This window comes from Streptomyces sp. NPDC037401, from assembly GCF_055602345.1.
The window spans coordinates 145,996-169,595 of record NZ_JBVJWO010000014.1; the positions used below are offsets into that span (position 1 = coordinate 145,996).

20 protein-coding genes are annotated in these 23,600 nt (G+C 71.6%); 15 read left to right on the forward strand and 5 right to left on the reverse strand.

What is annotated here, in order from left to right; genetic code table 11:
- Window positions 1-23 precede the first annotated feature (23 nt).
- From ftsW to ACZ7H1_RS17360, 9 genes are all read left to right on the forward strand, one after another.
- Window positions 24-1,406, forward strand: coding sequence for a putative lipid II flippase FtsW (gene ftsW / locus ACZ7H1_RS17320; RefSeq protein ID WP_470787507.1), 1,383 nt, complete (start codon window positions 24-26; stop codon window positions 1,404-1,406).
- A gap of 6 nt (window positions 1,407-1,412) precedes the next feature.
- On the forward strand, window positions 1,413-2,507 hold the full coding sequence (gene murG, locus ACZ7H1_RS17325; protein WP_470787509.1) for an undecaprenyldiphospho-muramoylpentapeptide beta-N-acetylglucosaminyltransferase: 1,095 nt from the start codon (window positions 1,413-1,415) through the stop codon (window positions 2,505-2,507).
- Between the two features lie 41 nt (window positions 2,508-2,548).
- Window positions 2,549-3,382 carry a cell division protein FtsQ/DivIB gene (locus ACZ7H1_RS17330; RefSeq protein WP_470787510.1) on the forward strand — a complete coding sequence of 278 codons (834 nt, stop codon included), beginning with the start codon at window positions 2,549-2,551 and terminating at the stop codon, window positions 3,380-3,382.
- A gap of 288 nt (window positions 3,383-3,670) precedes the next feature.
- Window positions 3,671-4,885, forward strand: coding sequence for a cell division protein FtsZ (gene ftsZ / locus ACZ7H1_RS17335; protein WP_470787511.1), 1,215 nt, complete (start codon window positions 3,671-3,673; stop codon window positions 4,883-4,885).
- On the forward strand, window positions 4,882-5,616 hold the full coding sequence (pgeF, locus tag ACZ7H1_RS17340; RefSeq protein ID WP_470787512.1) for a peptidoglycan editing factor PgeF: 735 nt from the start codon (window positions 4,882-4,884) through the stop codon (window positions 5,614-5,616). The genes ftsZ and pgeF overlap by 4 nt, the downstream gene beginning before the upstream one ends.
- Window positions 5,613-6,332 carry a YggS family pyridoxal phosphate-dependent enzyme gene (locus ACZ7H1_RS17345; RefSeq protein ID WP_470787514.1) on the forward strand — a complete coding sequence of 240 codons (720 nt, stop codon included), beginning with the start codon at window positions 5,613-5,615 and terminating at the stop codon, window positions 6,330-6,332. Before pgeF ends, ACZ7H1_RS17345 begins: the two co-directional genes overlap by 4 nt.
- A gap of 149 nt (window positions 6,333-6,481) precedes the next feature.
- A complete protein-coding gene (locus tag ACZ7H1_RS17350; protein WP_470787516.1) occupies window positions 6,482-7,090 on the forward strand; it encodes a cell division protein SepF in 609 nt (202 codons plus the stop codon).
- Between the two features lie 95 nt (window positions 7,091-7,185).
- Window positions 7,186-7,476 (forward strand): YggT family protein, encoded by a 291-nt coding sequence (locus ACZ7H1_RS17355; protein ID WP_226739480.1) that lies wholly within the window; start codon window positions 7,186-7,188, stop codon window positions 7,474-7,476.
- Window positions 7,477-7,546: 70 nt separating this feature from the next.
- Complete coding sequence (locus ACZ7H1_RS17360; RefSeq protein WP_470787517.1) at window positions 7,547-8,707, forward strand: DivIVA domain-containing protein; 1,161 nt, start codon at window positions 7,547-7,549, stop codon at window positions 8,705-8,707.
- A gap of 179 nt (window positions 8,708-8,886) precedes the next feature.
- Here ACZ7H1_RS17360 and ileS read toward each other — a convergent pair whose 3' ends face one another.
- Window positions 8,887-12,033, reverse strand: a complete 3,147-nt coding sequence (gene ileS, locus ACZ7H1_RS17365; protein WP_470787518.1) for an isoleucine--tRNA ligase — start codon at window positions 12,031-12,033, stop codon at window positions 8,887-8,889.
- A gap of 582 nt (window positions 12,034-12,615) precedes the next feature.
- On the opposite strand from ileS, the gene ACZ7H1_RS17370 reads away from it, so the two are divergent.
- The 5 genes from ACZ7H1_RS17370 (at window position 12,616) to ACZ7H1_RS17390 (ending at window position 17,206) form a co-directional block, all read left to right on the forward strand.
- Window positions 12,616-13,482, forward strand: a complete 867-nt coding sequence (locus ACZ7H1_RS17370) for a TraR/DksA family transcriptional regulator (RefSeq protein ID WP_470787519.1) — start codon at window positions 12,616-12,618, stop codon at window positions 13,480-13,482.
- Between the two features lie 63 nt (window positions 13,483-13,545).
- Complete coding sequence (gene lspA / locus ACZ7H1_RS17375) at window positions 13,546-14,103, forward strand: signal peptidase II (protein ID WP_470787521.1); 558 nt, start codon at window positions 13,546-13,548, stop codon at window positions 14,101-14,103.
- Window positions 14,104-14,120: 17 nt separating this feature from the next.
- Window positions 14,121-15,062, forward strand: a complete 942-nt coding sequence (locus ACZ7H1_RS17380) for an RluA family pseudouridine synthase (RefSeq protein ID WP_470787523.1) — start codon at window positions 14,121-14,123, stop codon at window positions 15,060-15,062.
- Between the two features lie 4 nt (window positions 15,063-15,066).
- Window positions 15,067-15,525 carry a GNAT family N-acetyltransferase gene (locus ACZ7H1_RS17385; protein WP_470787524.1) on the forward strand — a complete coding sequence of 153 codons (459 nt, stop codon included), beginning with the start codon at window positions 15,067-15,069 and terminating at the stop codon, window positions 15,523-15,525.
- A gap of 91 nt (window positions 15,526-15,616) precedes the next feature.
- A complete protein-coding gene (locus ACZ7H1_RS17390; protein ID WP_470787527.1) occupies window positions 15,617-17,206 on the forward strand; it encodes a Na+/H+ antiporter in 1,590 nt (529 codons plus the stop codon).
- On the opposite strand, the gene ACZ7H1_RS17395 is transcribed toward ACZ7H1_RS17390, so the two are convergent.
- Window positions 17,187-18,266, reverse strand: a complete 1,080-nt coding sequence (locus ACZ7H1_RS17395) for a mechanosensitive ion channel family protein (protein WP_470787528.1) — start codon at window positions 18,264-18,266, stop codon at window positions 17,187-17,189. The genes ACZ7H1_RS17390 and ACZ7H1_RS17395 overlap by 20 nt on opposite strands.
- 65 nt (window positions 18,267-18,331) lie before the next feature.
- On the opposite strand from ACZ7H1_RS17395, the gene ACZ7H1_RS17400 reads away from it, so the two are divergent.
- Entirely contained in the window at window positions 18,332-18,901 is a 570-nt protein-coding gene (locus tag ACZ7H1_RS17400) for a dienelactone hydrolase family protein (protein ID WP_470787529.1), read from the forward strand.
- Window positions 18,902-18,929: 28 nt separating this feature from the next.
- Here the strand turns inward: ACZ7H1_RS17400 and ACZ7H1_RS17405 are convergent, their stop codons facing one another.
- From ACZ7H1_RS17405 to ACZ7H1_RS17415, 3 genes are all read right to left on the reverse strand, one after another.
- Window positions 18,930-20,687 carry a serine/threonine-protein kinase gene (locus ACZ7H1_RS17405; protein ID WP_470787531.1) on the reverse strand — a complete coding sequence of 586 codons (1,758 nt, stop codon included), beginning with the start codon at window positions 20,685-20,687 and terminating at the stop codon, window positions 18,930-18,932.
- A gap of 25 nt (window positions 20,688-20,712) precedes the next feature.
- Window positions 20,713-21,702, reverse strand: coding sequence for a zinc metalloprotease (locus ACZ7H1_RS17410; RefSeq protein ID WP_470787533.1), 990 nt, complete (start codon window positions 21,700-21,702; stop codon window positions 20,713-20,715).
- A gap of 175 nt (window positions 21,703-21,877) precedes the next feature.
- Window positions 21,878-23,542 carry an alkaline phosphatase D family protein gene (locus ACZ7H1_RS17415; protein ID WP_470787534.1) on the reverse strand — a complete coding sequence of 555 codons (1,665 nt, stop codon included), beginning with the start codon at window positions 23,540-23,542 and terminating at the stop codon, window positions 21,878-21,880.
- Window positions 23,543-23,600 lie beyond the last annotated feature (58 nt).

Genomic DNA, 23,600 nt, shown 5'->3' on the forward strand with positions numbered 1-23,600 from the left:
CGTACGAGTGGAGGGGAACAGACATGCAGCGCGTGGCGGTGGGCGCAGGGCGGCGGCCGTCCGTACCCGGGGCACAGGGCCGCAAGCGGCCGCTCAGACCCCTGCGGCCCTCGCGGTCCTCGCGGCCGCGGCCCTCCGGGCGGGGCCCGATCGACCGGTTCCGGCGTACGTACCGGCAGTTGAAGCGGACCTGGGACCGACCGCTCACCGCGTATTACCTGATTTTCGGCAGCGGTCTGCTCATCACCGTACTCGGCCTGATCATGGTGTACTCCGCATCCATGATCAAGGCGCTCCAGCTCGGGCTGTCCGCCTCGTACTTCTTCCAGAAGCAGTTCCTCGCGGCGCTGCTCGGCACCGGACTGCTGCTGGTCGCCTCCCGGATGCCGGTCAAACTCCACCGGGCGCTGGCCTATCCGGCGCTCGCCGGAACGGTCTTCCTGATGGTGCTGGTCCAGGTCCCCGGGATAGGGGTCTCGATCAACGGCAACCAGAACTGGATCTCCCTCGGCGGGCCGTTCATGCTCCAGCCCAGCGAGTTCGGCAAGCTCGCCATGATCCTGTGGGGCGCCGACCTGCTGGCCCGCAAGGGCGACAAGCAGCTGCTGAGCCAGTGGAAGCACCTGCTGGTCCCGCTGGTCCCGGTGGCCTTCCTGCTGCTCGGGCTCATCATGCTCGGCGGGGACATGGGCACCGCGATCATCCTCACCGCGATCCTCTTCGGGCTGCTGTGGGTCGCGGGCGCACCCACCCGGCTGTTCGCCGTAGTGCTGGCCGCCGCGGGCGTCATCGTCGCCGTACTGATCAAGACCAGCCCGCACCGGATGGAGCGGCTGGCCTGCATCGGCGCCACCGACCTCGGGCCCAAGGGCGACTGCTGGCAGGCCGTGCACGGCATCTTCGCACTGGCGTCGGGCGGCTGGTTCGGTTCGGGACTGGGTGCGAGTGTGGAAAAATGGGGACAACTGCCCGAAGCCCACACCGACTTCATCTTCGCCATCACCGGGGAGGAACTGGGTCTCGCGGGGACGCTGTCGGTCCTCGCCCTGTTCGCGGCTCTAGGCTATGCGGGTATCCGCGTGGCCGGACGCACGGAGGACCCCTTCGTCAGGTATGCCGCGGGAGGCGTGACCACCTGGATCACGGCGCAAGCCGTGATCAACATCGGTGCGGTGCTCGGTCTGCTGCCGATCGCCGGAGTCCCGCTCCCGCTGTTCTCCTACGGAGGGTCGGCCCTGCTGCCGACGATGTTCGCGGTCGGACTGCTCATCGCCTTCGCGCGGGAGGAGCCGGCGGCGCGCGCGGCGCTCGCCATGCGGCAGCCGAGGGTCGGCTGGAAGCGGGCCGGGCTGAGATGGAAGTCGATGAGACGGCGCGTCAAGAAGCGTCCGTCCGGAGAGCGGTGAATTTCGGTGCATGTCGTACTCGCCGGTGGGGGGACCGCCGGCCACATCGAGCCGGCGCTCGCCCTCGCGGACGCCCTGCGCAGGCAGGACCCGAGCGTGGGCATCACGGCCCTCGGCACGGAGCGCGGACTCGAAACCCGCCTCGTGCCCGAACGCGGCTACGAGCTGGGGCTCATCCCCGCCGTGCCGCTGCCGCGCAAGCCCACCCCCGAGCTGATCACCGTCCCCGGACGGCTGCGCGGCACCATCAAGGCCGCCGAGGAGATCCTCCAGCGCACCAAGGCCGACTGCGTGGTCGGCTTCGGCGGTTACGTGGCCCTGCCCGGCTACCTCGCCGCCAAGCGGCTCGGCGTGCCGATCATCGTCCACGAGGCCAACGCCCGCCCCGGACTGGCCAACAAGATCGGTTCCCGGTACGCGGCCGCCGTCGCCGTCTCCACGCCCGACAGCAAGCTGCGCGGCGCCCGCTACATCGGCATCCCGCTGCGCCGCAGCATCGCCACCCTGGACCGGGCCGCCGCCCGGCCCGAGGCGCGCGCGGCCTTCGGCCTCGACCCCAACCTGCCGACCCTGCTGGTCTCCGGCGGTTCGCAGGGCGCCCGGCGCCTCAACGAGGTCGTCCAGCAGATCGCCCCGGCCCTCCAGCGCTCCGGGATCCAGATCCTGCACGCCGTCGGCCCCAAGAACGAACTGCCGCGTGTCGACAACATGCCCGGGATGCCGCCGTACGTCCCGGTACCGTACGTGGACCGGATGGATCTCGCGTACGCCGCCGCCGACATGATGCTGTGCCGCGCCGGGGCGATGACCGTCGCCGAGCTCTCCGCCGTCGGGCTGCCCGCCGCGTACGTCCCGCTGCCGATCGGCAACGGCGAACAGCGGCTCAACGCCCAGCCGGTGGTCAAGGCCGGCGGCGGCCTGCTCGTCGACGACGCGGAACTCAGCCCGGAGTGGATCCAGAGCCAGATCGTCCCGGTGCTCAGCGATCCGCACCGGCTGTACGAGATGTCCCGCGCCGCCGCCGAGTTCGGCCGCCGGGACGCCGACGAGCTGCTGGTCGCCATGGTGTACGAGGCGATCGCCGCACACAGAGCCCGCTGACACCGAGGTCGCGGGAAGCACGGACGCAGGAGGCGACAGGAGTGGCCGGACCGACGACCGCGCAACGCGGTGGAACCAAGGCAGCAGCCAAGCCTCCGAAGTCCCCCAAGCCGAAGAAGGCGAAGCCCCGGAAGCCGCCGAAGGGCGCCGGCCGGCCGCAGGGTTCCCGCTCCCGCCGGGTCCCGCTCTTCGTCGCCGCAATCGCAGCCGCCGCCGTCCTCACGGGCGGCGGCGCCTGGGTGCTCTACGGGTCCGCCTGGCTGCGCGTCGAGAAGGTCGGCATCACGGGAACCGACGTGCTGACCACCGGACAGGTGCGCGAGGCCGCGGCCGTGCCGCTCGGCTCCCCGATGGCGGGCGTGGACACAGGCGAGATCGAGAACCGGCTGCGCGGCGCGCTGCCCCGGATCGATTCCGTCGACGTGGTGCGCGCCTGGCCGCACGGAATCGGACTGAAAGTGACGGAACGGAAACCGGTTCTGGTCATCCGGAAGGGCTCCGGCTTCGTGGAAGTGGACGCTGCGGGTGTGCGATTCGCCACGGTGCCCCGGGCGCCCGCCGGCGTACCCGAACTCCTGCTGGACGCGGATCGGTCACCGAGCCTGCGCCGGTTCGACGGGCAGCGGCTGCTGCACGAGGCCGTGGGCATCGCGGACTCGCTTCCGGAACCGGTCGCCCGGGACACCCGGCTGATGCGGGTGAAGTCGTACGACAGCGTGGTTCTGGAGCTCACCAAGGGCCGTACGGTCGTGTGGGGGAGCGCCGAACAGGGCGAGGCGAAGGGCCGTGCACTGAGCGCTCTGATGAAGGCCGCACCGGGCGCCGCGCACTTCGACGTGAGCGCCCCCAGTGCCCCTGCGGTGTCCGGGAGTTGACGCCGGATCCAACAGGGACGCACCCTGGTTGGCCACCGATACGGGTGATCACATAGGGTGAAAAGAAAAACGGGAGGTTCGGCGTGTTCGTTGAACGCGCGCCACTTGTCGACTTAGTGTCCTGTTCGGAAGAGTCCAAGGAACAGACACACAGTTAACCCTAAACTTCAGGGTTAGGGTTCGGGTCGGCAGTCATGGCTGGTCGGGCCGTCCCCAATTTCGGCATCAGTCGTCGCAACGCAGGCCCGCGAGGCGGCGACACGTAACTCGAGGCGAGAGGCCTTCGACGTGGCAGCACCGCAGAACTACCTCGCAGTCATCAAGGTCATCGGTGTCGGCGGCGGTGGTGTCAATGCCATCAACCGAATGATCGAGGTCGGTCTCAAGGGCGTCGAGTTCATCGCCATCAACACGGACGCACAGGCGCTGTTGATGAGCGACGCCGACGTCAAGCTCGACGTCGGCCGCGAACTGACCCGCGGCCTCGGCGCCGGCGCCAACCCGGCAGTCGGCCGCAAGGCGGCAGAGGACCACCGTGAGGAGATCGAGGAGGTCCTCAAGGGGGCCGACATGGTCTTCGTCACCGCCGGCGAGGGCGGTGGCACCGGAACCGGTGGCGCGCCCGTCGTCGCCAACATCGCGCGTTCGCTCGGCGCCCTGACGATCGGTGTGGTCACCCGGCCGTTCACCTTCGAGGGCCGTCGCCGCGCGAACCAGGCGGAGGACGGCATCGCCGAGCTCCGCGAAGAGGTCGACACCCTCATCGTCATCCCCAACGACCGGCTGCTGTCGATCTCGGACCGCCAGGTCTCCGTGCTCGACGCGTTCAAGTCGGCCGACCAGGTGCTGCTCTCGGGTGTCCAGGGCATCACCGACCTCATCACCACCCCGGGTCTGATCAACCTCGACTTCGCCGACGTCAAGTCCGTGATGTCCGAGGCCGGATCGGCGCTCATGGGCATCGGCTCGGCCCGCGGCGACGACCGCGCGGTGGCCGCGGCCGAGATGGCGATCTCCTCGCCGCTGCTCGAGGCGTCCATCGACGGCGCCCGCGGTGTCCTCCTCTCCATCTCCGGCGGCTCGGACCTCGGTCTCTTCGAGATCAACGAGGCCGCGCAGCTGGTCAGCGAGGCGGCCCACCCCGAGGCGAACATCATCTTCGGCGCCGTCATCGACGACGCCCTGGGCGACGAGGTGCGGGTCACCGTCATCGCGGCCGGCTTCGACGGGGGACAGCCGCCGGCCCGCCGGGACAACGTGATCGGCGCCGCGTCCACCAAGCGCGAGGAGCCCCCGGCCCCGGTCCGCGCCGTCGAGCCCCCGCGCCCGGCCTTCGGCGGACTCGGCTCGGTCACTGCGCGCGAGGAGCCCCCGGCCCCGGTCGAGCCGGCCCCGGTCAGCGAGGCCCCGGCCCCGGCGGCCCCGGCGCCGCAGGTCCCGACGGCCCGGCCGTACCAGGACAGCCCCGCCGAAGAGCTGGATGTCCCGGACTTCTTGAAGTGATAGGCGAGCAGCACACTGTGAGCGGCGCGCACTTCGCCTTCACCGACCGGTGGGGCGGGGTGAGCGCCGTTCCGTACGAGGAGCTCAACCTCGGCGGCGCGGTCGGGGACGACCCGGCCGCCGTCCTGGCCAACCGGACGCGTGCGGCGCAGGCCCTGGGCATCGATCCGGGCCGGGTGGTCTGGATGAACCAGGTGCACGGCCGGGACGTCGCCGTGGTCGACGGACCGTGGGGGGACGCCGAACCCGCCGTGGTCGACGCGGTGGTGACCGCCCGCCGCGGCCTCGCCCTCGCCGTCCTCACCGCGGACTGCACCCCCGTACTGCTGGCCGACCCGGTCGCAGGGGTCGTCGGCGCCGCGCACGCCGGACGCCCCGGGCTGGTGGCGGGCGTGGTTCCGGCGGCGGTCGAGGCGATGACCGCGCTCGGCGCGGACCCGGCGCGCATCGTCGCCCGTACCGGGCCCGCGGTGTGCGGCCGCTGTTACGAGGTCCCCGCCGAGATGCGGGACGCCGTGGCCGACGCGGTTCCGCAGGCCCGGTCCGAGACCAGCTGGGGAACCCCCGCGGTCGACGTGGTCGCCGGGGTGCACGCGCAGCTGGCCGCGCTGGGGGTGACGGACCTGGAGAAGTCCCCGGTCTGCACCCTCGAATCCCGCGACCACTTCTCGTACCGCCGTGACCGGGTGACCGGGCGGCTTGCCGGATATGTCTGGTTGGAAGCAAGATGACGGACCGTAAGTCGGAACTCGCCGCGAACCTGGCGCTGGTGCAGGAACGTATCTCGTCCGCCTGCGCGGCAGCGGGACGCAAGCGGGAGGAGGTGACGCTCATCGTCGTCACCAAGACCTACCCCGCGAGCGACGTACGGCTGCTGGCGGAGCTGGGCGTCCGTCATGTGGCGGAAAACAAGGACCAGGACGCCGCCCCCAAGGCTGCAGCCTGCGCGGATCTGCCGCTGACCTGGCACTTCGTCGGCCAGTTGCAGACGAACAAGGTCCGTTCCGTGGCCGGATATGCGCATGTTGTGCAGTCCGTCGACCGCCCGAAGCTCGTTTCGGCCCTCTCGGCCGCGGCGGAGAAGGCGGGGCGCGAGCTCGGCTGCCTCCTGCAGGTGGCACTCGACGCCGAGTCGGGCACCCGGGGTGCGCGGGGCGGGGCGGCCCCCGACCAGATCGACGAACTGGCGGGGCTCGTGACGGATGCTCCGGGACTGCGCCTCGACGGACTCATGACCGTCGCTCCGCTCTCGGGCCCGTACGCGGGACGCGAACAGGCGGCTTTCGGGCGGCTGGTGGAATTGTCATCCCGCCTGCGCTCCGCTCATCCGACTGCCACGATGGTCTCGGCGGGGATGAGCGGTGACCTCGAACAGGCCGTGGCGGCCGGGGCGACACATGTGCGCGTCGGTACTGCGGTACTCGGAGACCGACCCCGGCTCGGGTAACGTCGCCAAGCAAGTCGGACCACAGCAGAAAATATGGTCAATCCCACTGATCGGCGGGCAGACCACGTGGATCGCGGACACTTGGCACCTTTGGTGACACGGTGACATGGGCGGTAGGGCGATCCACCACAGAGCGGAGGACTCAGAGCATGGCCGGCGCGATGCGCAAGATGGCGGTCTACCTCGGCCTCGTGGAGGACGATGGGTACGACGGCCCGGGGTTCGACCCCGACGACGAATTCGAGCCCGAGCCCGAACCGGAACGGGACCGCCGGCGGCATCAGCCTCCGCATCAGCCCGCACAACAGGACGAACCGGTACGAGCCGTACAGCCGCCGGCGCAGCGCGAACCTGTCTCGCTGCCGGTAGAAAACGGACGTCCGGCGCGAATTGCCCCCGTGGCATCCATCACACCTGAACGACCGAGTCTGGAGAAGAACGCCCCCGTGATCATGCCCAAGGTCGTGTCCGAGCGGGAGCCGTACCGCATCACGACACTGCACCCCCGGACCTACAACGAGGCCCGTACCATCGGGGAACACTTCCGTGAGGGCACTCCGGTGATCATGAATCTCACGGAGATGGACGACACCGATGCGAAGCGACTTGTCGACTTTGCGGCCGGTCTCGTCTTCGGTCTGCATGGCAGCATTGAACGCGTGACTCAGAAGGTGTTCCTGCTGTCTCCTGCTAACGTCGATGTCACGGCGGAGGACAAGGCCCGTATTGCAGAGGGCGGGTTCTTCAACCAGAGCTAGACAGGTTTCCGGCCAGAGCCGGAAGGGACACCGGGAACGAACCGCCCGGCCGACCCCGGCCGGGCAGCGAAAGCAAGGGGAGAGGGAAGCGCGGGATGGGCGTCGCACTGCAGGTGGTCTACATCGCGCTGATGTGCTTCCTCATCGTGCTGATCTTCCGACTGGTGATGGACTACGTCTTCCAGTTCGCACGTTCATGGGAACCCGGCAAGGCGATGGTGGTCGTTCTGGAGGCCACCTACACTGTCACCGATCCACCGCTCAAGCTTCTGCGGCGGTTCATCCCGCCGTTGCGTCTCGGGGGCGTGGCACTCGACCTGTCCTTCTTCGTTCTGATGATCATCGTCTACATCCTGATCTCCATCGTGAGCGGCTTCGCGAGATGACCCAGATGAGGATGACCGCGGACGATACGGTCTTGCCGACTGCCGACGACTACGTAGAGGTGAAGAAGAGATGCCGCTGACCCCTGAGGATGTGCGGAACAAGCAGTTCACGACCGTCCGCCTCCGAGAAGGCTATGACGAGGACGAGGTCGATGCCTTCCTCGACGAGGTCGAAGGCGAACTGACCCGCCTGCTGCGCGAGAACGAGGACCTCCGCGCGAAGCTGGCCGCTGCCACGCGTGCCGCCGCGCAGAACCAGCAGCAGCAGGGCATGCGCAAGCCGGAGCCGCAGGACCAGCGCGGCCCGGGAGCACCCGTACCCGCTGCCATATCCGGCCCGCCGGTCCAGCAGCAGCCCCCGCAGATGGGCCCGCCCCAGCTGCCGGGTGGCGCACCCCAGCTTCCGCCCGGCCCCGGTGGACACGGTCCGCAGGGTCCCGGTCCGATGGGCGGCCCGATGGGCGGTCCCATGCAGCACCCGATGGGCGGCAACCCGTCCATGGGCGGCCAGAACCCGATGGGCGGCCCCATGGGCCAGCCGATGCCGCAGCAGATGCAGCAGCAGCAGCCCATGCAGCAGCAGATGCAGCACCAGCCCCCGCAGCTGCCGCAGGGCCAGGGCCCCGGTGGCGACAGCGCCGCCCGCGTCCTGTCGCTCGCGCAGCAGACCGCGGACCAGGCGATCGCGGAGGCCCGTTCCGAGGCCAACAAGATCGTCGGCGAGGCGCGTTCGCGCGCCGAGGGCCTGGAGCGGGACGCCCGTGCCAAGGCCGACGCCCTGGAGCGGGACGCGCAGGAGAAGCACCGCGTCGCCATGGGCTCCCTGGAGTCCGCCCGCGCCACGCTGGAGCGCAAGGTCGAGGACCTGCGCGGCTTCGAGCGCGAGTACCGCACGCGTCTGAAGTCGTACCTGGAGAGCCAGCTGCGTCAGCTGGAGACCCAGGCCGACGACTCGCTGGCCCCGCCGCGGACCCCGGCGACCGCCTCGCTGCCGCCGTCCCCGGCGCCGTCGATGGCTCCGGCCGGTTCGATGGGCGGGCACTCCATGGGCGCGCCGTCGCCGATGAGCCCCCCGTCCCCGATGGGCGGAGCCCCGTCCTACGGCGGCCAGCAGCAGATGTCGCCGGCGATGACCCAGCCGATGGCTCCGGTCCGCCCGGCCGCTCCGCAGCCGATGCAGCAGGCGCCGTCCCCGATGCGCGGCTTCCTGATCGACGAGGACGACAACTGACGGCCCGCGCGCTGAGCGCATAGCCGTCGTCGGCAGGCGAAAGGGCCGGGCCCGGATTCCGTAGAGGAATCCGGGCCCGGCCCTTTTTGCGTACCCGGGCCTTTTGTACCGGGGAAAACGGCTGTGGCCCGGCCACCCCGGAGCGGGGCGGCCGGGCCACAGGGTCCGAGCGGTGCTGCTTACGCCTTGCGGAGGCGGAACGTCAGGCCCAGGGGCTCGTCCGTGAACGGCTCGCCGTAGGTCCCGTCGGCCTCGCCCGGCGCGAAGTCGGTCGCGAGGACCTCGTCCGCGATCAGCGCCGCGTGGTCGGTCAGGGCCGTGACGACCTCCTGGTCCGCGGAGGACCAGCGCAGGGCGATGCGGTCCGCGACGTCCAGGCCGGAGTTCTTGCGGGCCTCCTGGATCAGGCGGATCGCGTCACGCGCCAGGCCCGCGAGCCGGAGCTCGGGGGTGATCTCCAGATCCAGGGCGACCGTGGCGCCCGAGTCCGACGCGACGGACCAGCCCTCGCGCGGGGTCTCCGTGATGATGACCTCCTCCGGGGAGAGGGCCACCGTCTCGCCGCCCACCTCGACCGTGGCCGTGCCGGCCCGCAGGGCCTGGGACAGGGCCGCGGCGTCCGCGGCGGCGACCGCCTTCGCGACGTCCTGGACGCCCTTGCCGAAGCGCTTGCCGAGGGCCCGGAAGTTCGCCTTCGCGGTGGTGTCCACCAGCGAGCCGCCCACCTCGGAGAGGGAGGCCAGCGAGGAGACGTTCAGCTCCTCCGTGATCTGGGCCTGGAGCTCGGCGGACAGGGCGTCGAAGCCCACCGCGCCGACGAGCGCGCGCGACAGCGGCTGGCGGGTCTTGACGCCGGACTCCGCGCGCGTGGCACGGCCCAGCTCGACCAGGCGCCGGACCAGGACCATCTGCTGCGACAGCACCGGGTCCACGGCCGCGGTGTCCGCGACCGGCCAGGTCGACAGGTGCACCGACTCCGGGGCGTCCGGGGTGACCGGGACGATCATGTCCTGCCAGACCCGCTCCGTGATGAAGGGGGTCAGCGGGGCCATCAGGCGCGTGACCGTCTCGACGACCTCGTGCAGGGTCCGCAGCGCGGCCTTGTCGCCCTGCCAGAACCGGCGGCGCGAGCGCCGCACGTACCAGTTCGAGAGGTCGTCGACGAAGGCGGACAGCAGCTTGCCGGCCCGCTGGGTGTCGTACGCCTCCATCGCCTCGGTGACGTCCGAGGTCAGCGTGTGCAGCTCGGAGAGCAGCCAGCGGTCCAGGACGGTCCGCCCGGCCGGCGCCGGGTCGGCCGCGGAGGGGGCCCAGTTCGACGTACGGGCGTACAGGGCCTGGAAGGCCACGGTGTTCCAGTACGTGAGGAGGGTCTTGCGGACGACCTCCTGGATGGTGCCGTGGCCGACGCGCCGCGCCGCCCACGGGGAACCGCCGGCCGCCATGAACCAGCGGACCGCGTCGGCGCCGTGCTGGTCCATGAGCGGGATGGGCTGGAGGATGTTGCCCAGGTGCTTGGACATCTTGCGGCCGTCCTCGGCGAGGATGTGGCCGAGGCAGACGACGTTCTCGTACGCGGACTTGTCGAAGACCAGCGTGCCGACGGCCATCAGCGTGTAGAACCAGCCGCGGGTCTGGTCGATCGCCTCCGAGATGAACTGCGCCGGGTAGCGCTTCTCGAAGATCTCCTTGTTCTTGTACGGGTAGCCCCACTGCGCGAACGGCATCGAGCCCGAGTCGTACCAGGCGTCGATGACCTCCGGCACGCGGACGGATTCGAGCGAGCAGCCCTCGTGCGTGCACGTGAACGTCACGTCGTCGATGTACGGGCGGTGCGGGTCGAGGCCCGAGTGGTCGGTGCCGCTCAGCTCGGACAGCTCGGCGCGCGAGCCGACGCAGGTGAGGTGGTTCTCCTCACAGCGCCAGATCGGCAGCGGGGTGCCCCAGTAGCGGTTCCGGGACAGCGCCCAGTCGATGTTGTTGTTGAGCCAGTCGCCGAAGCGGCCCTGCTTGACCGAGTCCGGGAACCAGTTCGTCTTCTCGTTCTCCCGCAGCATCGCGTCCTTGACCGCGGTGGTGCGGATGTACCAGGACGGCTGTGCGTAGTAGAGCAGCGCGGTGTGGCAGCGCCAGCAGTGCGGGTAGCTGTGCTCGTACGGGATGTGCTTGAAGAGCAGGCCGCGGGCGGCGAGGTCGGCGGTCAGCTTCTCGTCGGCCTTCTTGAAGAAGACGCCGCCGACCAGCGGGACGTCCTCCTCGAAGGTGCCGTCCGGGCGGACCGGGTTCACGACCGGCAGGCCGTACGCGCGGCAGACCGCCAGGTCGTCGGCACCGAACGCCGGGGACTGGTGGACCAGACCCGTGCCGTCCTCCGTGGTGACGTACTCGGCGTTGACGACGTAGTGCGCGGGGGCGTCGAAGGGGACCAGCTCGAAGGGGCGCCGGTAGGTCCAGCGCTCCATCTCCTTGCCGGTGAAGGCCTGGCCGGTGGCCTCCCAGCCCTCGCCGAGCGCCTTCTCCAGCAGGGGCGCCGCCACGACGATCTTCTCGTTGCCATCGGTGGCGACGACGTAGGAGACGTCGGGGTGGGCGGCGACCGCGGTGTTGGACACCAGGGTCCACGGGGTGGTCGTCCAGACCAGCAGCGCGGCCTCGCCCGCGAGCGGGCCGGAGGTCAGCGGGAAGCGGACGTAGACGGACGGGTCGACGACGGTCTCGTAGCCCTGTGCCAGCTCGTGGTCCGAGAGGCCGGTGCCGCAGCGGGGGCACCAGGGGGCGACCCGGTGGTCCTGGACCAGCAGGCCCTTGTTGAAGATCTCCTTCAGCGACCACCAGACGGACTCGACGTACTCCGGGTCCATGGTCCGGTAGGCGTCGTCCAGGTCGACCCAGTAGCCCATGCGGGTGGTGAGCTCGGTGAACGCGTCGGTGTGGCGGGTCACGGACTCGCGGCACTTGGCGTTGAACTCGGCGATGCCGTACGCCTCGATGTCCTGCTTGCCGTTGAAGCCGAGCTCCTTCTCGACGGCGAGCTCGACGGGCAGGCCGTGGCAGTCCCAGCCGGCCTTGCGGGCGACGTGGTAGCCGCGCATGGTGCGGAAGCGGGGGAAGACGTCCTTGAAGACGCGGGCCTCGATGTGGTGCGCGCCGGGCATGCCGTTGGCGGTGGGCGGGCCTTCGTAGAAGACCCACTCGGGGCGGCCCTCGGACTGCTCCAGGGTCTTCGCGAAGGTCTTGCTCTCGCGCCAGAAGTCGAGGACGGCGTGCTCAAGGGCAGGCAGGTCGACCTGGGCGGGTACCGGGCGGTACTGCGGCGGTGTGGTCATGAGGCTGAACTCTTCCTCCGGCGGGCTGTCGTCTCCGTCCGGAGGGACGAGGGCCTTCGGCTCCCGCGGTACCACCCTCCTTGGCCGCCGGGGCGTGCGTACGCACCGGTGGCCCCCTCATTAGGGGTGCGAAGCCGGTTCTACTCGCCGTACGGGCTGCGTACGGGCTTTCTTCCGGCGGCTCCGGGGTGATCGTTCACATCGCGCTCGCCCCCGGGCTCTCACCGTCCCCGGGTCGCTCCTGGCTGCGTCCGACGCTACTCGTCCCCATCCATGCCTCTCGCTGGGCCCAGTGTACGGGCCGGGGGGCGGCTCGGCAGACCGGTTTCCGGGGCGCGCCGCGGGGGCGCGCAGCGGGCGGCACGGATGCCCCGAATGGCCCGACGCACCCCGCCGGGATCCGGTGGGGCGCCCGGGGCGGATTACGGCGCGGCGAGCTGGGCACAAGGGATGCAGGCTCGCGTCGTGCGGCGCCGGGGCCGGTCCGGGAGGCGGCGAGCCCCGTTGCCGCGGTGTCGGAGTCGATTTATCGTCCCAGCACGATTCGCGAGCAAGATCACAATGCGTGAAGGGGCCGCGGCCATGGTGGCGAAGAAGACCGCCGCGAAGAAGACGGCGTCCACGGATTCCGCCGGTACGGCCGCCAAGGACGTGTCCGGGAAGAAGAGCACGGCCGCCTCGCGGAAGGCGGCCCCGGCGAAGAAGGCCACCGCGAAGACCGCCGCGAAGACGGCTGTGAAGGACGCCGCGAAGGACGCCGTGAAGGCGGTCGTGAAGAAGACCGCCACCAGGAAGACCGCCGCCGGGAAGGCGGCGGGCAAGACGGTCGCCGGGAAGGCCACAGGCACCGGAAAGGCGGCCCCGGCCAAGAAGGCCGCGGCCGAGGAGGCGGCTCAGGCCGCCGAGCGGAAGCAGACGGGAGCCCACGTGGTCGCCAAGAAGAGCACCGGCACGGGCAGCGGCACGGCGAGGACCTCGGCATCCAGGAAGACGGCCACCGCGGCCACCAGCGGGCTGCCCCGGGTGCGGACCGGCTCCGGCCCGGTGGAGCCCGGCGAACTCGCCGTACGCCCGGGTGAGGACCCCTGGACCGCGGACGAGGTGGCCGACGCGCGCGCCGGGCTGGAGAGCGAGGTGCTGCGGCTGCGGGCCGAGCTGCACGCCTCCGAGGAAGCCCTCACCGGGCTGATGCGCGACTCCGGCGACGGCGCCGGGGACGACCAGGCCGACACCGGCGCGAAGAACATCACACGCGAGCACGAGCTGTCCCTCGCCTCGAACGCCCGGGAGATGCTGGAGCAGTCCGAGCGGGCCCTGGAGCGGCTGGCGGCCGGGACCTACGGCCTGTGCGAGAGCTGCGGCAAGGCCATCGGCAAGGCCCGCATGCAGGCGTTTCCGCGCGCCACGCTGTGCGTCGAGTGCAAGCAGAGGCAGGAGCGTCGGCACTAGACCCGGCGCACTGGGCGTGACGTACCCTCGTTGTGGTCGAGCACCTAGGTTGAGGGAATCCACGTGGCAGAGGCGGAGCGCATCATCGGTACGCCAGATGTTGGGGAAGCCGAGCCGGAGGCCGTGCAGCCCAAGGGCCGGCGGCGGATCGCGGCGCTGCTCGTCGTGGCCGTCGTGGCCTACCTGCTCGACCTCGGCAGCAAGATGATCGTGGTCGCGAAGCTGGAGCACCAGGCGCCGATCGAGATCATCGGCGACCTGCTCAAGTTCGAGGCGGTCCGCAACCCGGGCGCGGCCTTCGGCTTCGGCGAGGCCTTCACGATCATCTTCACGTGCATCGCGGCCACGGTCATCGTCGTGATCGTCCGCCTCGCGCGCAAGCTCTACAGCCTGCCCTGGGCCATCGCGCTCGGCCTGCTGCTGGGCGGCGCGCTGGGCAACCTGACCGACCGGATCTTCCGTTCCCCCGGGGTCTTCCGGGGTGCGGTGGTCGACTTCATCTCGCCCGCGCACTTCGCCGTCTTCAACCTCGCCGACTCGGCGATCGTGTGCGGCGGCATCCTGATCGTGCTGCTGTCGTTCAAGGGCCTGGACCCCGACGGCACGGTCCACAAGGACTGACAAGGCATACTCGACGGGTGAGTACGATTCCCGAGATCCGAACCCTGCCCGTCCCCGATGGCCTCGAAGGCGAGCGCGTGGACGCCGCGATCGCCCGCATGTTCGGGTTCTCCCGCACCAAGGCGGCCGAGCTCGCCGCCTCCGGCAAGGTGTCGGTCGACGGCAGCGTCGTCGGGAAGTCCGAGCGCGTGCACGGCGGCGCCTGGCTCGAGGTCGAGATGCCCGCCCCGCCGCGGCCCGTCGAGGTGGTCGCCGAGCCCGTCGAGGGCATGGAGATCGTCCACGACGACGACGACATCGTCGTGATCATGAAGCCGGTCGGCGTCGCCGCCCACCCCAGCCCCGGCTGGACCGGCACCACCGTCATCGGCGGCCTCGCCGCCGCCGGGTACCGCATTTCCACCTCCGGCGCCGCCGAGCGCCAGGGCATCGTGCACCGGCTCGACGTCGGCACCTCCGGCCTGATGGCCGTCGCCAAGTCGGAGCGCGCGTACACCTCGCTCAAGCAGCAGTTCCGCGAGCGGGTCGTCGACAAGCGCTATCACGCGCTGGTCCAGGGCCACCCGGACCCGATGAGCGGCACCATCGACGCGCCGATCGGCCGCCACCCCAGCGCCGACTACAAGTGGGCCGTGACCCAGGAGGGCAAGCCCTCGGTCACCCACTACGACCTCATCGAGGCGTTCCGCGCGGCCTCCCTGCTGGACATCAAGCTGGAGACCGGCCGCACCCACCAGATCCGCGTGCACATGTCCGCCCACCGCCACCCGTGCGTCGGCGACCTGACGTACGGCGCCGACCCGACCATCGCCAAGCGGCTCGGCCTGACCCGGCAGTGGCTCCACGCCGTGCGGCTCGGCTTCGAGCACCCGGCGGACGGCACGTGGGTCGAGTACGCGAGCACGTACCCGCAGGACCTGCAGCACGCCCTCGACGTCATCCGCGCCGAGAGCGAGTGACCCCGTGAGCGCGTACGAGGTGCGGGTCGTGGAGTCCGCGGCCGACCGCGAGGCCTGCTTCGCGGTCCGTACCGACGTCTTCGTGATCGAGCAGTCGGTACCCGAGGAGATCGAGTACGACGCGCACGACGCGGACGCGCTGCACGTCCTCGCGGTCGCGGCCGACGGCACCCCGCTGGGCACCGGCCGGCTGCTGACCGGCATCGAGGCCCCGGGGACCGGCTCCCTCGGCCGGCTCGCCGTCACCAAGGCCGCCCGCGGCCTCGGCGTGGGGGCGGCACTGGTCCGCGCGATCGAGGCGGAGGCCGCCCGGCGCGGGCTCACCGCCGTCGACCTGCACGCACAGACCCACGCCATGGGCTTCTACGAGCGGCTGGGCTACGAGGCCTACGGCCCGGAGTTCGAGGACGCGGGGATCCCGCACCGCTCGATGCGCCGGCCCCTGCCGGCCGCGAAGGCCTGACCTCCCGGTCCGGCCGGCCCCGGCCCCCGCCCCGGGGAAACGCCCCGTCCGGTGCCGGGGGCGCGGAGCCGCGACGTGACAGGGTGTGCGGGTGGATCAGCTCGCCCTCCTGTTCGTCCTGCTGCTCGGGGCCGTGGTCACGGTCCCGCTCGGGGACCGGCTGGGGCTGCCCGCGCCGGTGCTGATGACCCTCGCGGGCGTCGTCCTCGCGCTGGTTCCGGTGGTGCCGAACGTCGACATCCCACCCGAGTACATCCTCCCGCTCGTGCTGCCGCCGCTGCTGTACGCGTCCGTGCAGCGCACCTCCTGGCGGCAGTTCGCCGCCAACGTCCGGCCGATCCTCCTGCTGGCCGTGGCACTGGTCTTCGTCACCACGGCGGCCGTCGCCGGCGTGGCGCACGCGATCGTTCCCGGGCTGCCCCTCGCGGCCGCCCTCGCCCTCGGCGCCCTCGTGGCCCCGCCCGACCCCGTGGCGGGGGCCGCGGTCGCCGGGGCCCTCGGCCTGCCGCGCCGGCTCGTGTCGATCCTGGAGGGGGAGGGGCTCTTCAACGACGTCACGGCCATCGTGCTGTACCACGTGGCCGTCGCGGCGGTGGTCAGCGGCAGCTTCTCCTGGCCCGAGGCACTGGGCGAGTTCGCACTCTCCGCGGTCGTCGCGGTCGCCGTCGGCCTCGCGCTCGGCTGGACCGCCCGGCGGCTGATGGACCGGCTCGGCGATGCCACCCTGCAGATCGGGCTCACGCTGCTCGTGCCGTTCGTGGCGTACGTACTGGCCGAGGAGCTGGAGGGCTCGGGCGTGCTGGCCGTGCTCATGACCGCCCTGTACCTCGCGGAGTTCGCCAACGACGCCGACGACGTGCTGGGACGGCTCGCCGGGCACACCTTCTGGGAGGTCGTGGACACGCTCGTGACCGGGGTGGCCTTCGGCCTCATCGGACTGGAGCTGCACCACGTGTTCGGCACCGCGACCGGGCGGGCGGGCGAGGCGGTCGGCTGGGCCGCCGCCGTGCTCGGCGTCGTGGTCGCCGTACGCCTGCTGTGGCTGCTGCCGGCCGCGTGGCTCGCGAAGAAGCTGCACGACCGGCGGGACTACGACGAGGAGATCCCGCTCAGCTGGCGCGAGAGCGTGGTGATGTGGTGGTCGGGGATGCGGGGCGTGGCCTCGGTCGCGCTGGCCCTCGCGCTGCCCTTCACCACCGACGACAAGACGCCCTTCCCGCAGCGCGACGTGATCGTCTTCATCGCCTTCGCCGTGGTCATGGGCACGCTCGTGGTGCAGGGGCTCACCCTGCCGCGGGTGGTGCGCGTCCTCGGCGTACGCGCCGACACGGACGCCGAGCGCGCCTTCGAGCGGGACCTCGCGATCCGCGCGGCGAAGGCCGCCAAGCGGCGCCTGAAGGAGATCCAGGAGGTGGAGGACCTCTCCGAGGACCTGCTGGAGCAGCTCCAGAAGCGGGCGTACGACGTCGGCGCCCGGATCAGCCCCGAGATGGTCGACGAGGAGCGGCGCGAGGCCTACCTCCAGCGCACCGAGCGGCTCCGGGTGGTGCAGCGCATCCAGCGCGAGATGATGTCGGCCGCCCGGCACGAGGTCCTCGCGGCCCGCAGCGAACCGGGCGCCGACCCGGAGATCGTCGACCGGGTCCTGCGCCACCTCGACGTCAGGAGCCTGCGCCCGTAGCGGGGTCCGGCCCGGCCCGGCCGGGGCGGGGCGGGGCTTCGCCGGTGGTGACACGGGGGAGGGCGTACGGGTGCTCCTCGCACAGCCAGGCGATCAGCCGCTCGCGGACCTCGCAGCGCAGGATCCAGATGTCGTCGGCGTCCTTGGCGCTGACCACGGCCCGCACCTGGATCGTGGTCGGTGTGGTGTCGGTCACCAGCAGCCCGCTCTTGCGGCCGTCCCAGACCGGCGACTGGCGCAGGACGGCTTCCAGCCGCTCGCGCAGCAGCGCCACCGGGGCGGTGTGGTCGAGGTGCAGGAAGACGCTGCCGGTCATCTCCGCGCCGCCCCGCGACCAGTTCTCGTAGGGCTTCCCGGTGAAGTACGACACAGGCATGGTGATCCGGCGCTCGTCCCAGGTCCGCACCACCAGGAAGGTCAGCGTGATCTCCTCGACGGTGCCCCACTCGCCGTCGACCACCACCACGTCGCCGATCCGTACGGTGTCCCCGAAGGCGATCTGGAGTCCGGCGAAGAGGTTGCCCAGGGTGGACTGGGCGGCGATGCCCGCGACGATGCCGAGGATGCCGGCCGACGCCAGCATCGAGGTGCCCACCGCCCGCATCGCGGGGAAGGTCAGCAGCATCGCCGCGACCGCGACCACCGCGACGACGGCCGTCACCACCCGCTGGATCAGGGTGACCTGGGTGCGGACCCGCCGGACGCGGGCGTTCTCCGCACCGGCCGCGGCGGCGTAGCGCGTGTACGCGGAGTCGACGACGGCCGCCGCGATCCGCACCAGCAACCAGGCGGCGGCCCCGATCAGGACGAGGGTGAGGGTGCGTTCGACACCGGTCTCGTGGTCCTCCAGCACCTTGGCGCGGTGGTGGAAGGCGAGCAGCAGCGCGGTGCACAGCACCAGTTGGAACGGGACGCGGCACCGGCGCAGCAGCCCCCACAGCGGGGTCTCGGCGTGCCGGGCGTCCGCGCGGCGCAGCAGCAGGTCCACCAGCCACCCGGCGATCAGGGTGAGGACGACCGAGCCGCCGATCACGATCAAGGGGCGCAGCACGCTTTCCACAGGACCGACCTCCTTGCCGTCGACCGTAGCGGACCCGCGCGGGTGCAGGCTGGCACGATAGGGGCATGAACATCATGCTTTTCCACTCGACGTACGGGCTGCGGCCCGCGGTGCACGCGGCGGCCGAGCGGCTGCGTGCGGCGGGGCACGAGGTGCACACGCCCGACCTCTTCGGGGGGCGCACCTTCGAGACCGTCGAGGAGGGCATGGCCTTCCGGGACGAGCTGGGCAAGGACGAGCTGCTCAGGCGGGCCGTGCTCGCGGCCGCGCCGTACTCGGACCGCGGTGTGGTCTACGCGGGCTTCTCCTTCGGCGGTTCGGTCGCGCAGCACCTGGCCTTCGCGGACGCCAAGGCGCGGGGGCTGCTGCTCCTGCACGGCACGGCGGACATCGCGGACGACGCCGTCCTCGACGAGCTGCCGGTGCAGCTGCACATCGCGGACCCGGACCCGTTCGAGCCGCACGACTGGTTGACGGCGTGGTACCTGCGGATGCAGCGGGCGGGCGCGGACGTCGAGGTGCACAGCTACCCGGGCGCGGGGCACCTGTTCACCGACCCGGACCTGCCGGACTACGACGCCGAGGCGGCCGAGCAGACCTGGAAGACGGCCCTCGGCTTCCTCGGCACGCTCTGACGGTCGCGTTCGCGGTCGCGGTTACGCGTCACGGCCGTCGGCAGGTGGCTGCCGAGGGGGACGAGGGCCGGCACTGGTACGTGCGGTCGGCGGGGCTGTGGCTGAGCCAGCGGCCGATGCAGGCGTTCGCCGTGGTCCGGCCGTGCGCCGCGCAGAAGGAGAGCGCGGCGTACCCGTCGGTGAACGGCCCGGGTACGTACACCACCCAGTAACCGCGGCGCAGGGAGGCGTAGTCCGCGCTGCGCAGCAACTCCGCCTGCGGGACCGTGGCGCGGACGGCGGCGAGCCGCCGGTCCCGGGCGGCGGTTCCGGTGCTCTCGGGCTCGGAGTACAGCTGGGCGATCCAGCGGTCGGCGAGGCCGCCCCCACCGGGTGCGGTGGCCGGGGCCGGACTGTGGGCGGCCGCCGACGTCGGTGCTGCCGTGGGTGCTTGCGCCGGCGGTGTGCTCTGCGGGGTACTGGGCGGGTCGGCCGAGGGCGTGCGGGCCGTGGTCGGGCCGGCGGGAGTGCCCGGGGCGGCCGTCTTCGTCGCCTGCGCCGCAGAGGCGGTGGTGTGGGCCGTGTTCCTCGCGTCGTCGCCCGCTCCTGCGCCGCCGAGGTCGAACAGCGAGTACCCCCCGACCCCCAGCAGTGCGAGGGCGACGACGGCGGCCGCGGCGGCGAGCGGGGTGCGCAGTCCGCGCAGTCCGCGCTGCTGCTGCGGCTCCGGGTACGGGAGTCCGGCGCCCCGGGTGGGCAGCGAGTCCCACGGCTCGGTCGGCGTCGGCACGGGAGCCGGCGCCGGGAGCGGGGCGGCGGCCGGCGGGCCGGGCCTGGGTGCCGGGGCCGGCGGTACCGCGGGACGGGGCCCGTGCCGTGAGCCGCCCCTCGGAGCGGACGGACCGGGCGGAACGGCGGGCGGGCCGGGGGGCAGGCCCGGGAGCGGACCCGGCGCCGCCGCCCGGCCTGCTGCCGGGGCTCCGCCGGGCAGCGCGGCGGCGAGCAGTGCGTCGAGCTGCTCCGCGTCGGGCCGGTCCGCCGGATCGCGGACCAGGACGGCGCCGAGCGCGGCCGTCAGGGGACCCGCCCGGCGCGGTGGCGGTACGGGCTCGTCCAGGACGGCGGCGAGGGTGGCCAGGGTCGTCGCGCGGCGCATCGGGCTGACGCCCTCGACGCACACGTACAGCATCATGCCGAGCGACCAGAGGTCGGAGGCGGGCAGGTCGGCGCCCCGGATCCGCTCCGGGGCCAGGTACTCGGGGGTGCCGATGACCTCGCCGGTGAGCGTGAGCGAGGACTGGTCCTGGAGGGCGGCGATGCCGAAGTCGGTCAGTACCGCCGAACCGTCCGCCCGCAGCAGGACGTTGGCGGGCTTCACGTCGCGGTGGTGGATCGCGGCGGCGTGCGCGGCCCGGAGCCCCGAGAGGATCTCGCGGCCGATCCGCGCGGTCTCGGCGGGCGGGAGCGGGCCGCGTTCGAGGCGTTGTTGCAGACTCTCGCCGGGCAGCAGCTCCATCACCAGCCAGGGGTGGGGGTCGCCCTCGACGATGTGGTGGATGGTCACGACGTGCGGGTGGCTGATCCGGGCCAGCGAGCGGGCCTCGCGCAGGACCCGCTCGTGCAGCCGCCGGGCGGCCTCGTCGGAGGCGCGGGCGGAGGTCTGCGCGGCGGGCGGCCGCACTTCCTTCAGGGCCACTTCACGTTGCAGGGCACGGTCCAGCGCTCGCCAGACCGTGCCCATGCCTCCGCTGCCGAGCCGCTCAAGCAGCTCGAACCGTCCGTCGATCACGTCCCCCGGCGCGCTCATGGCGCCAGGTTAGGGCAGCTGCGGGTCAGACCGCGCGGTAAGCGGTCCAGCTGCTCTGCATCCGGCTCACCTGGCCGGCCGTGAACTGGTACATGCAGGAGTCGTACGTGTAGTCCATGAAGTTGCGGATCGGGTCGGCACCCGGCTTGCTGGCGCAGGTGTCGCGGCCGACCGGGCACTCGTACGCGGCGCTCTTCTCGGCCGGGGTGTCGGAGACGTAGTCGCCGTTGCCGTTACAGCCGCCCTGGAAGGTGTGGTAGAGGCCCATCCAGTGGCCGACCTCGTGGGTGCCGGTGTCGCCCTCGTTGTAGTTGGCGGAGGAGCCGCCCGGCAGCGAGGCGTCGAGCAGGACCACGCCGTCCATCTTGGGGCTGGAGGTGTAGGAGCTCGGGAAGGTGGCCCAGCCCAGCAGCCCGCCGGACAGGTTGGCGGTGTAGACGTTCAGCGCGTTCGCGCCACCCTTGCGGAGGGTGGTCTTCATGTTCTTTTCGGCCGTGGAGCCGGAGGCCAGGTTGTACCAGGAGGCGTTGTCCGTGTAATCGGTCGCGGCCAGCGAGAACTGGAAGTTGGCGTTCACATTGCCGGTGCCCACGCCTCCGAAGGAGGAGTTCAGAACGGCCATCTGGTTGCTGATGTCGGTCGCCGTCAGCTTGCCGGCCGTGCCGGAGTGGATGACGTGGAAGTAGACCGGAATGGTCGTGACCGCCTCGGCGGCCCGCAGGCTGCGGGGCGACTGCGCCTTCTTGGCGAGCTTGGCCTTCAGGTCGGCGTCCATGGCCTTGGCCTGGGCGTCCGTGAGGGCGTTGGGCTCCTTGGCGTGGCTGTCCTTGGGACGCGCGACGCGGGCGTTGGCGGCGGCCGAGGCGTCCTCGGCGCAGAGCTCGGCACCGGTCTTGGGCGCGGCGGCGACCGTGACGGGGGCAGAGAGCGGGGCGAACGCCAGGGTTCCGGCCAGGACGGCAGTGCCGAGGGCGCGGCGGCGGAGCGTGGGGGATATGCGGGCAAAAGCGCGCACGTGAACTCCTCGCGAAGTATGGGGGGTTACGGAGATGGGTTGTCTCCGTTGGCCGGGAGTTTACGTGTGCACGACAGGCCTGAGTCAAGAACTTTCGGCCAACAAACGATCAGGCCGCCCGGATCACATCCGGGCGGCCTGATCGCCGTAAGAATTTGACTGAGTGTCAGAAATGTCAGCGGACGGGCTGGTTTACCCGCTCCATCTTCTGCGTGCCGTTGAGGGTCCGGTACGAGCGGGACCAGGAGGAGGTGGCGTCGGCCCTGCGCTTGTCGGACAGGACGTAGTAGTCCATCTGCGAGCGCTCGGCCGTGACGTCGAGGACGCCGTAGCCGTGCGAGTCCATCTCGACCCACTTGACGTGCCGGTTCGTCGCCCGGACCGCCGTCTCCGCGGCGAGCGAGAGGGTGCGCGGGGCCACGTGCAGGATGTCGTCGATGTTGTCGGACGAGACCGAGGTGACGACGAACTCCGTGGCGGCGGACCGGGAGAGCGGGTACGTGGCCGCCGTCACCGGGACCTCGTTGGCGAAGGACATGTGGATGTCGCCGGTGAGGAAGACCGTGTTCTTGATGTTCCGCTGGGTCAAGTGGCCCAGGAGCTCCTTGCGGTCGTCCGTGTAGCCGTCCCACTGGTCGACGTTGACCGCCAGGCCCTCCTTGGGCAGGCCCAGCAGCTCGGCCAGCGGGCCCAGCAGGTGCGCCGGTACGGAGCCGAAGGCCATCGGCGAGATCATCACCGAGGTGCCGACCAGCTTCCACGTGGCGTCCGAGCCGGCCAGCCCGGCCTTCAGCCAGTCCAGCTGGGCGCGGCCCGTGAGGGTGCGCTCCGGGTCGTCCACCTTGCCGCTGCCGGTCTTGGCCTGCTGCGAGCGGAAGGAGCGCAGGTCCAGCAGGTGCAGGTCGGCGAGGCTGCCGAAGCGCAGGCGGCGGTAGACCGTGCCCTCGGTGGAGGCGCGGACCGGCATCCACTCGAAGTACGCCTGGCGGGCGGCGGCGGCGCGGGCCGCCCAGTCGCCCTCGGCGCCGGGGGTGTGGTTCTCGGCGCCGCCGGACCAGGCGTCGTTGGCGATCTCGTGGTCGTCCCAGATCGCGATGACCGGGTGGGCGGCGTGCAGCGCCTGGAGGTCGGCGTCGGTCTTGTACGTGGCGTGGCGGAGCCGGTAGTCGGCGAGGGTGACGATCTCGTGCCGGGGCTCGTGCGGCCGTACGACGTACTTGTCCTCCGGGTAACCGCCCGACTGGTACTCGTAGATGTAGTCGCCGAGGTGCAGGACCGCGTCGAGGTCGGTGCGCGCCGCGAGGTGGCGGTACGCCGCGAAGTGGCCCGACTCCCAGTTGGCGCAGGAGACCACGCCGAAGCGGACTCCCGGGGCCGAGGCGTCGTGGGCCGGGGTGGTGCGGGTGCGGCCCGCGCCGGAGACCGTACCGCCCGCGCTGAAGCGGAACCAGTACGCGGTCGCGGGGCGCAGCCCGCGCACGTCGGCCTTGACCGTGTGGTCGGAGGCGGCCGTGGCGAGGGTGGTGCCGCGGGCGACGACCTGCGAGAACGCCTTGTCCTCGGCCACCTCCCACGCCACCTCGGTGTCGGGTCCCACGCCGGAGCCGGGTATGGCCCCCGGGACCGGGGTGACGCGGGTCCAGAGCAGGACCCCGTCGGGCAGCGGGTCGCCGGAGGCGACGCCGTGGAGGAAGGCGGGAGCGCCTGCCTCGGCCGCACGGGCGGTCGCCGTCCCCACGGCGGCCTGTGCGGCGAAAGGAGCGAACGCGGCGGTGGCGGCGGCGGCCTTGACGACCGTGCGGCGACGCGGCGCTGCGGAAGAGGAGTGAAGACTGGTCACGGATGATCATATTACTGACCGGTATTGGCGTGGTGACAGCCCCTGGACGCACAAAGGG

Coding starts and splice junctions, on each gene's coding strand:
- ACZ7H1_RS17355 (WP_226739480.1), top strand. CDS start 7,186: ATGGGCGTCGCACTGCAGGTGGTCTACATCGCGCTGATGTGCTTCCTC.
- ACZ7H1_RS17400 (WP_470787529.1), top strand. CDS start 18,332: ATGAACATCATGCTTTTCCACTCGACGTACGGGCTGCGGCCCGCGGTG.
- ileS (WP_470787518.1), bottom strand. CDS start 12,033: ATGACCACACCGCCGCAGTACCGCCCGGTACCCGCCCAGGTCGACCTG.
- ACZ7H1_RS17350 (WP_470787516.1), top strand. CDS start 6,482: ATGGCCGGCGCGATGCGCAAGATGGCGGTCTACCTCGGCCTCGTGGAG.
- ftsW (WP_470787507.1), top strand. CDS start 24: ATGCAGCGCGTGGCGGTGGGCGCAGGGCGGCGGCCGTCCGTACCCGGG.
- ACZ7H1_RS17370 (WP_470787519.1), top strand. CDS start 12,616: ATGGTGGCGAAGAAGACCGCCGCGAAGAAGACGGCGTCCACGGATTCC.
- ACZ7H1_RS17360 (WP_470787517.1), top strand. CDS start 7,547: ATGCCGCTGACCCCTGAGGATGTGCGGAACAAGCAGTTCACGACCGTC.
- ACZ7H1_RS17345 (WP_470787514.1), top strand. CDS start 5,613: ATGACGGACCGTAAGTCGGAACTCGCCGCGAACCTGGCGCTGGTGCAG.
- ACZ7H1_RS17405 (WP_470787531.1), bottom strand. CDS start 20,687: ATGAGCGCGCCGGGGGACGTGATCGACGGACGGTTCGAGCTGCTTGAG.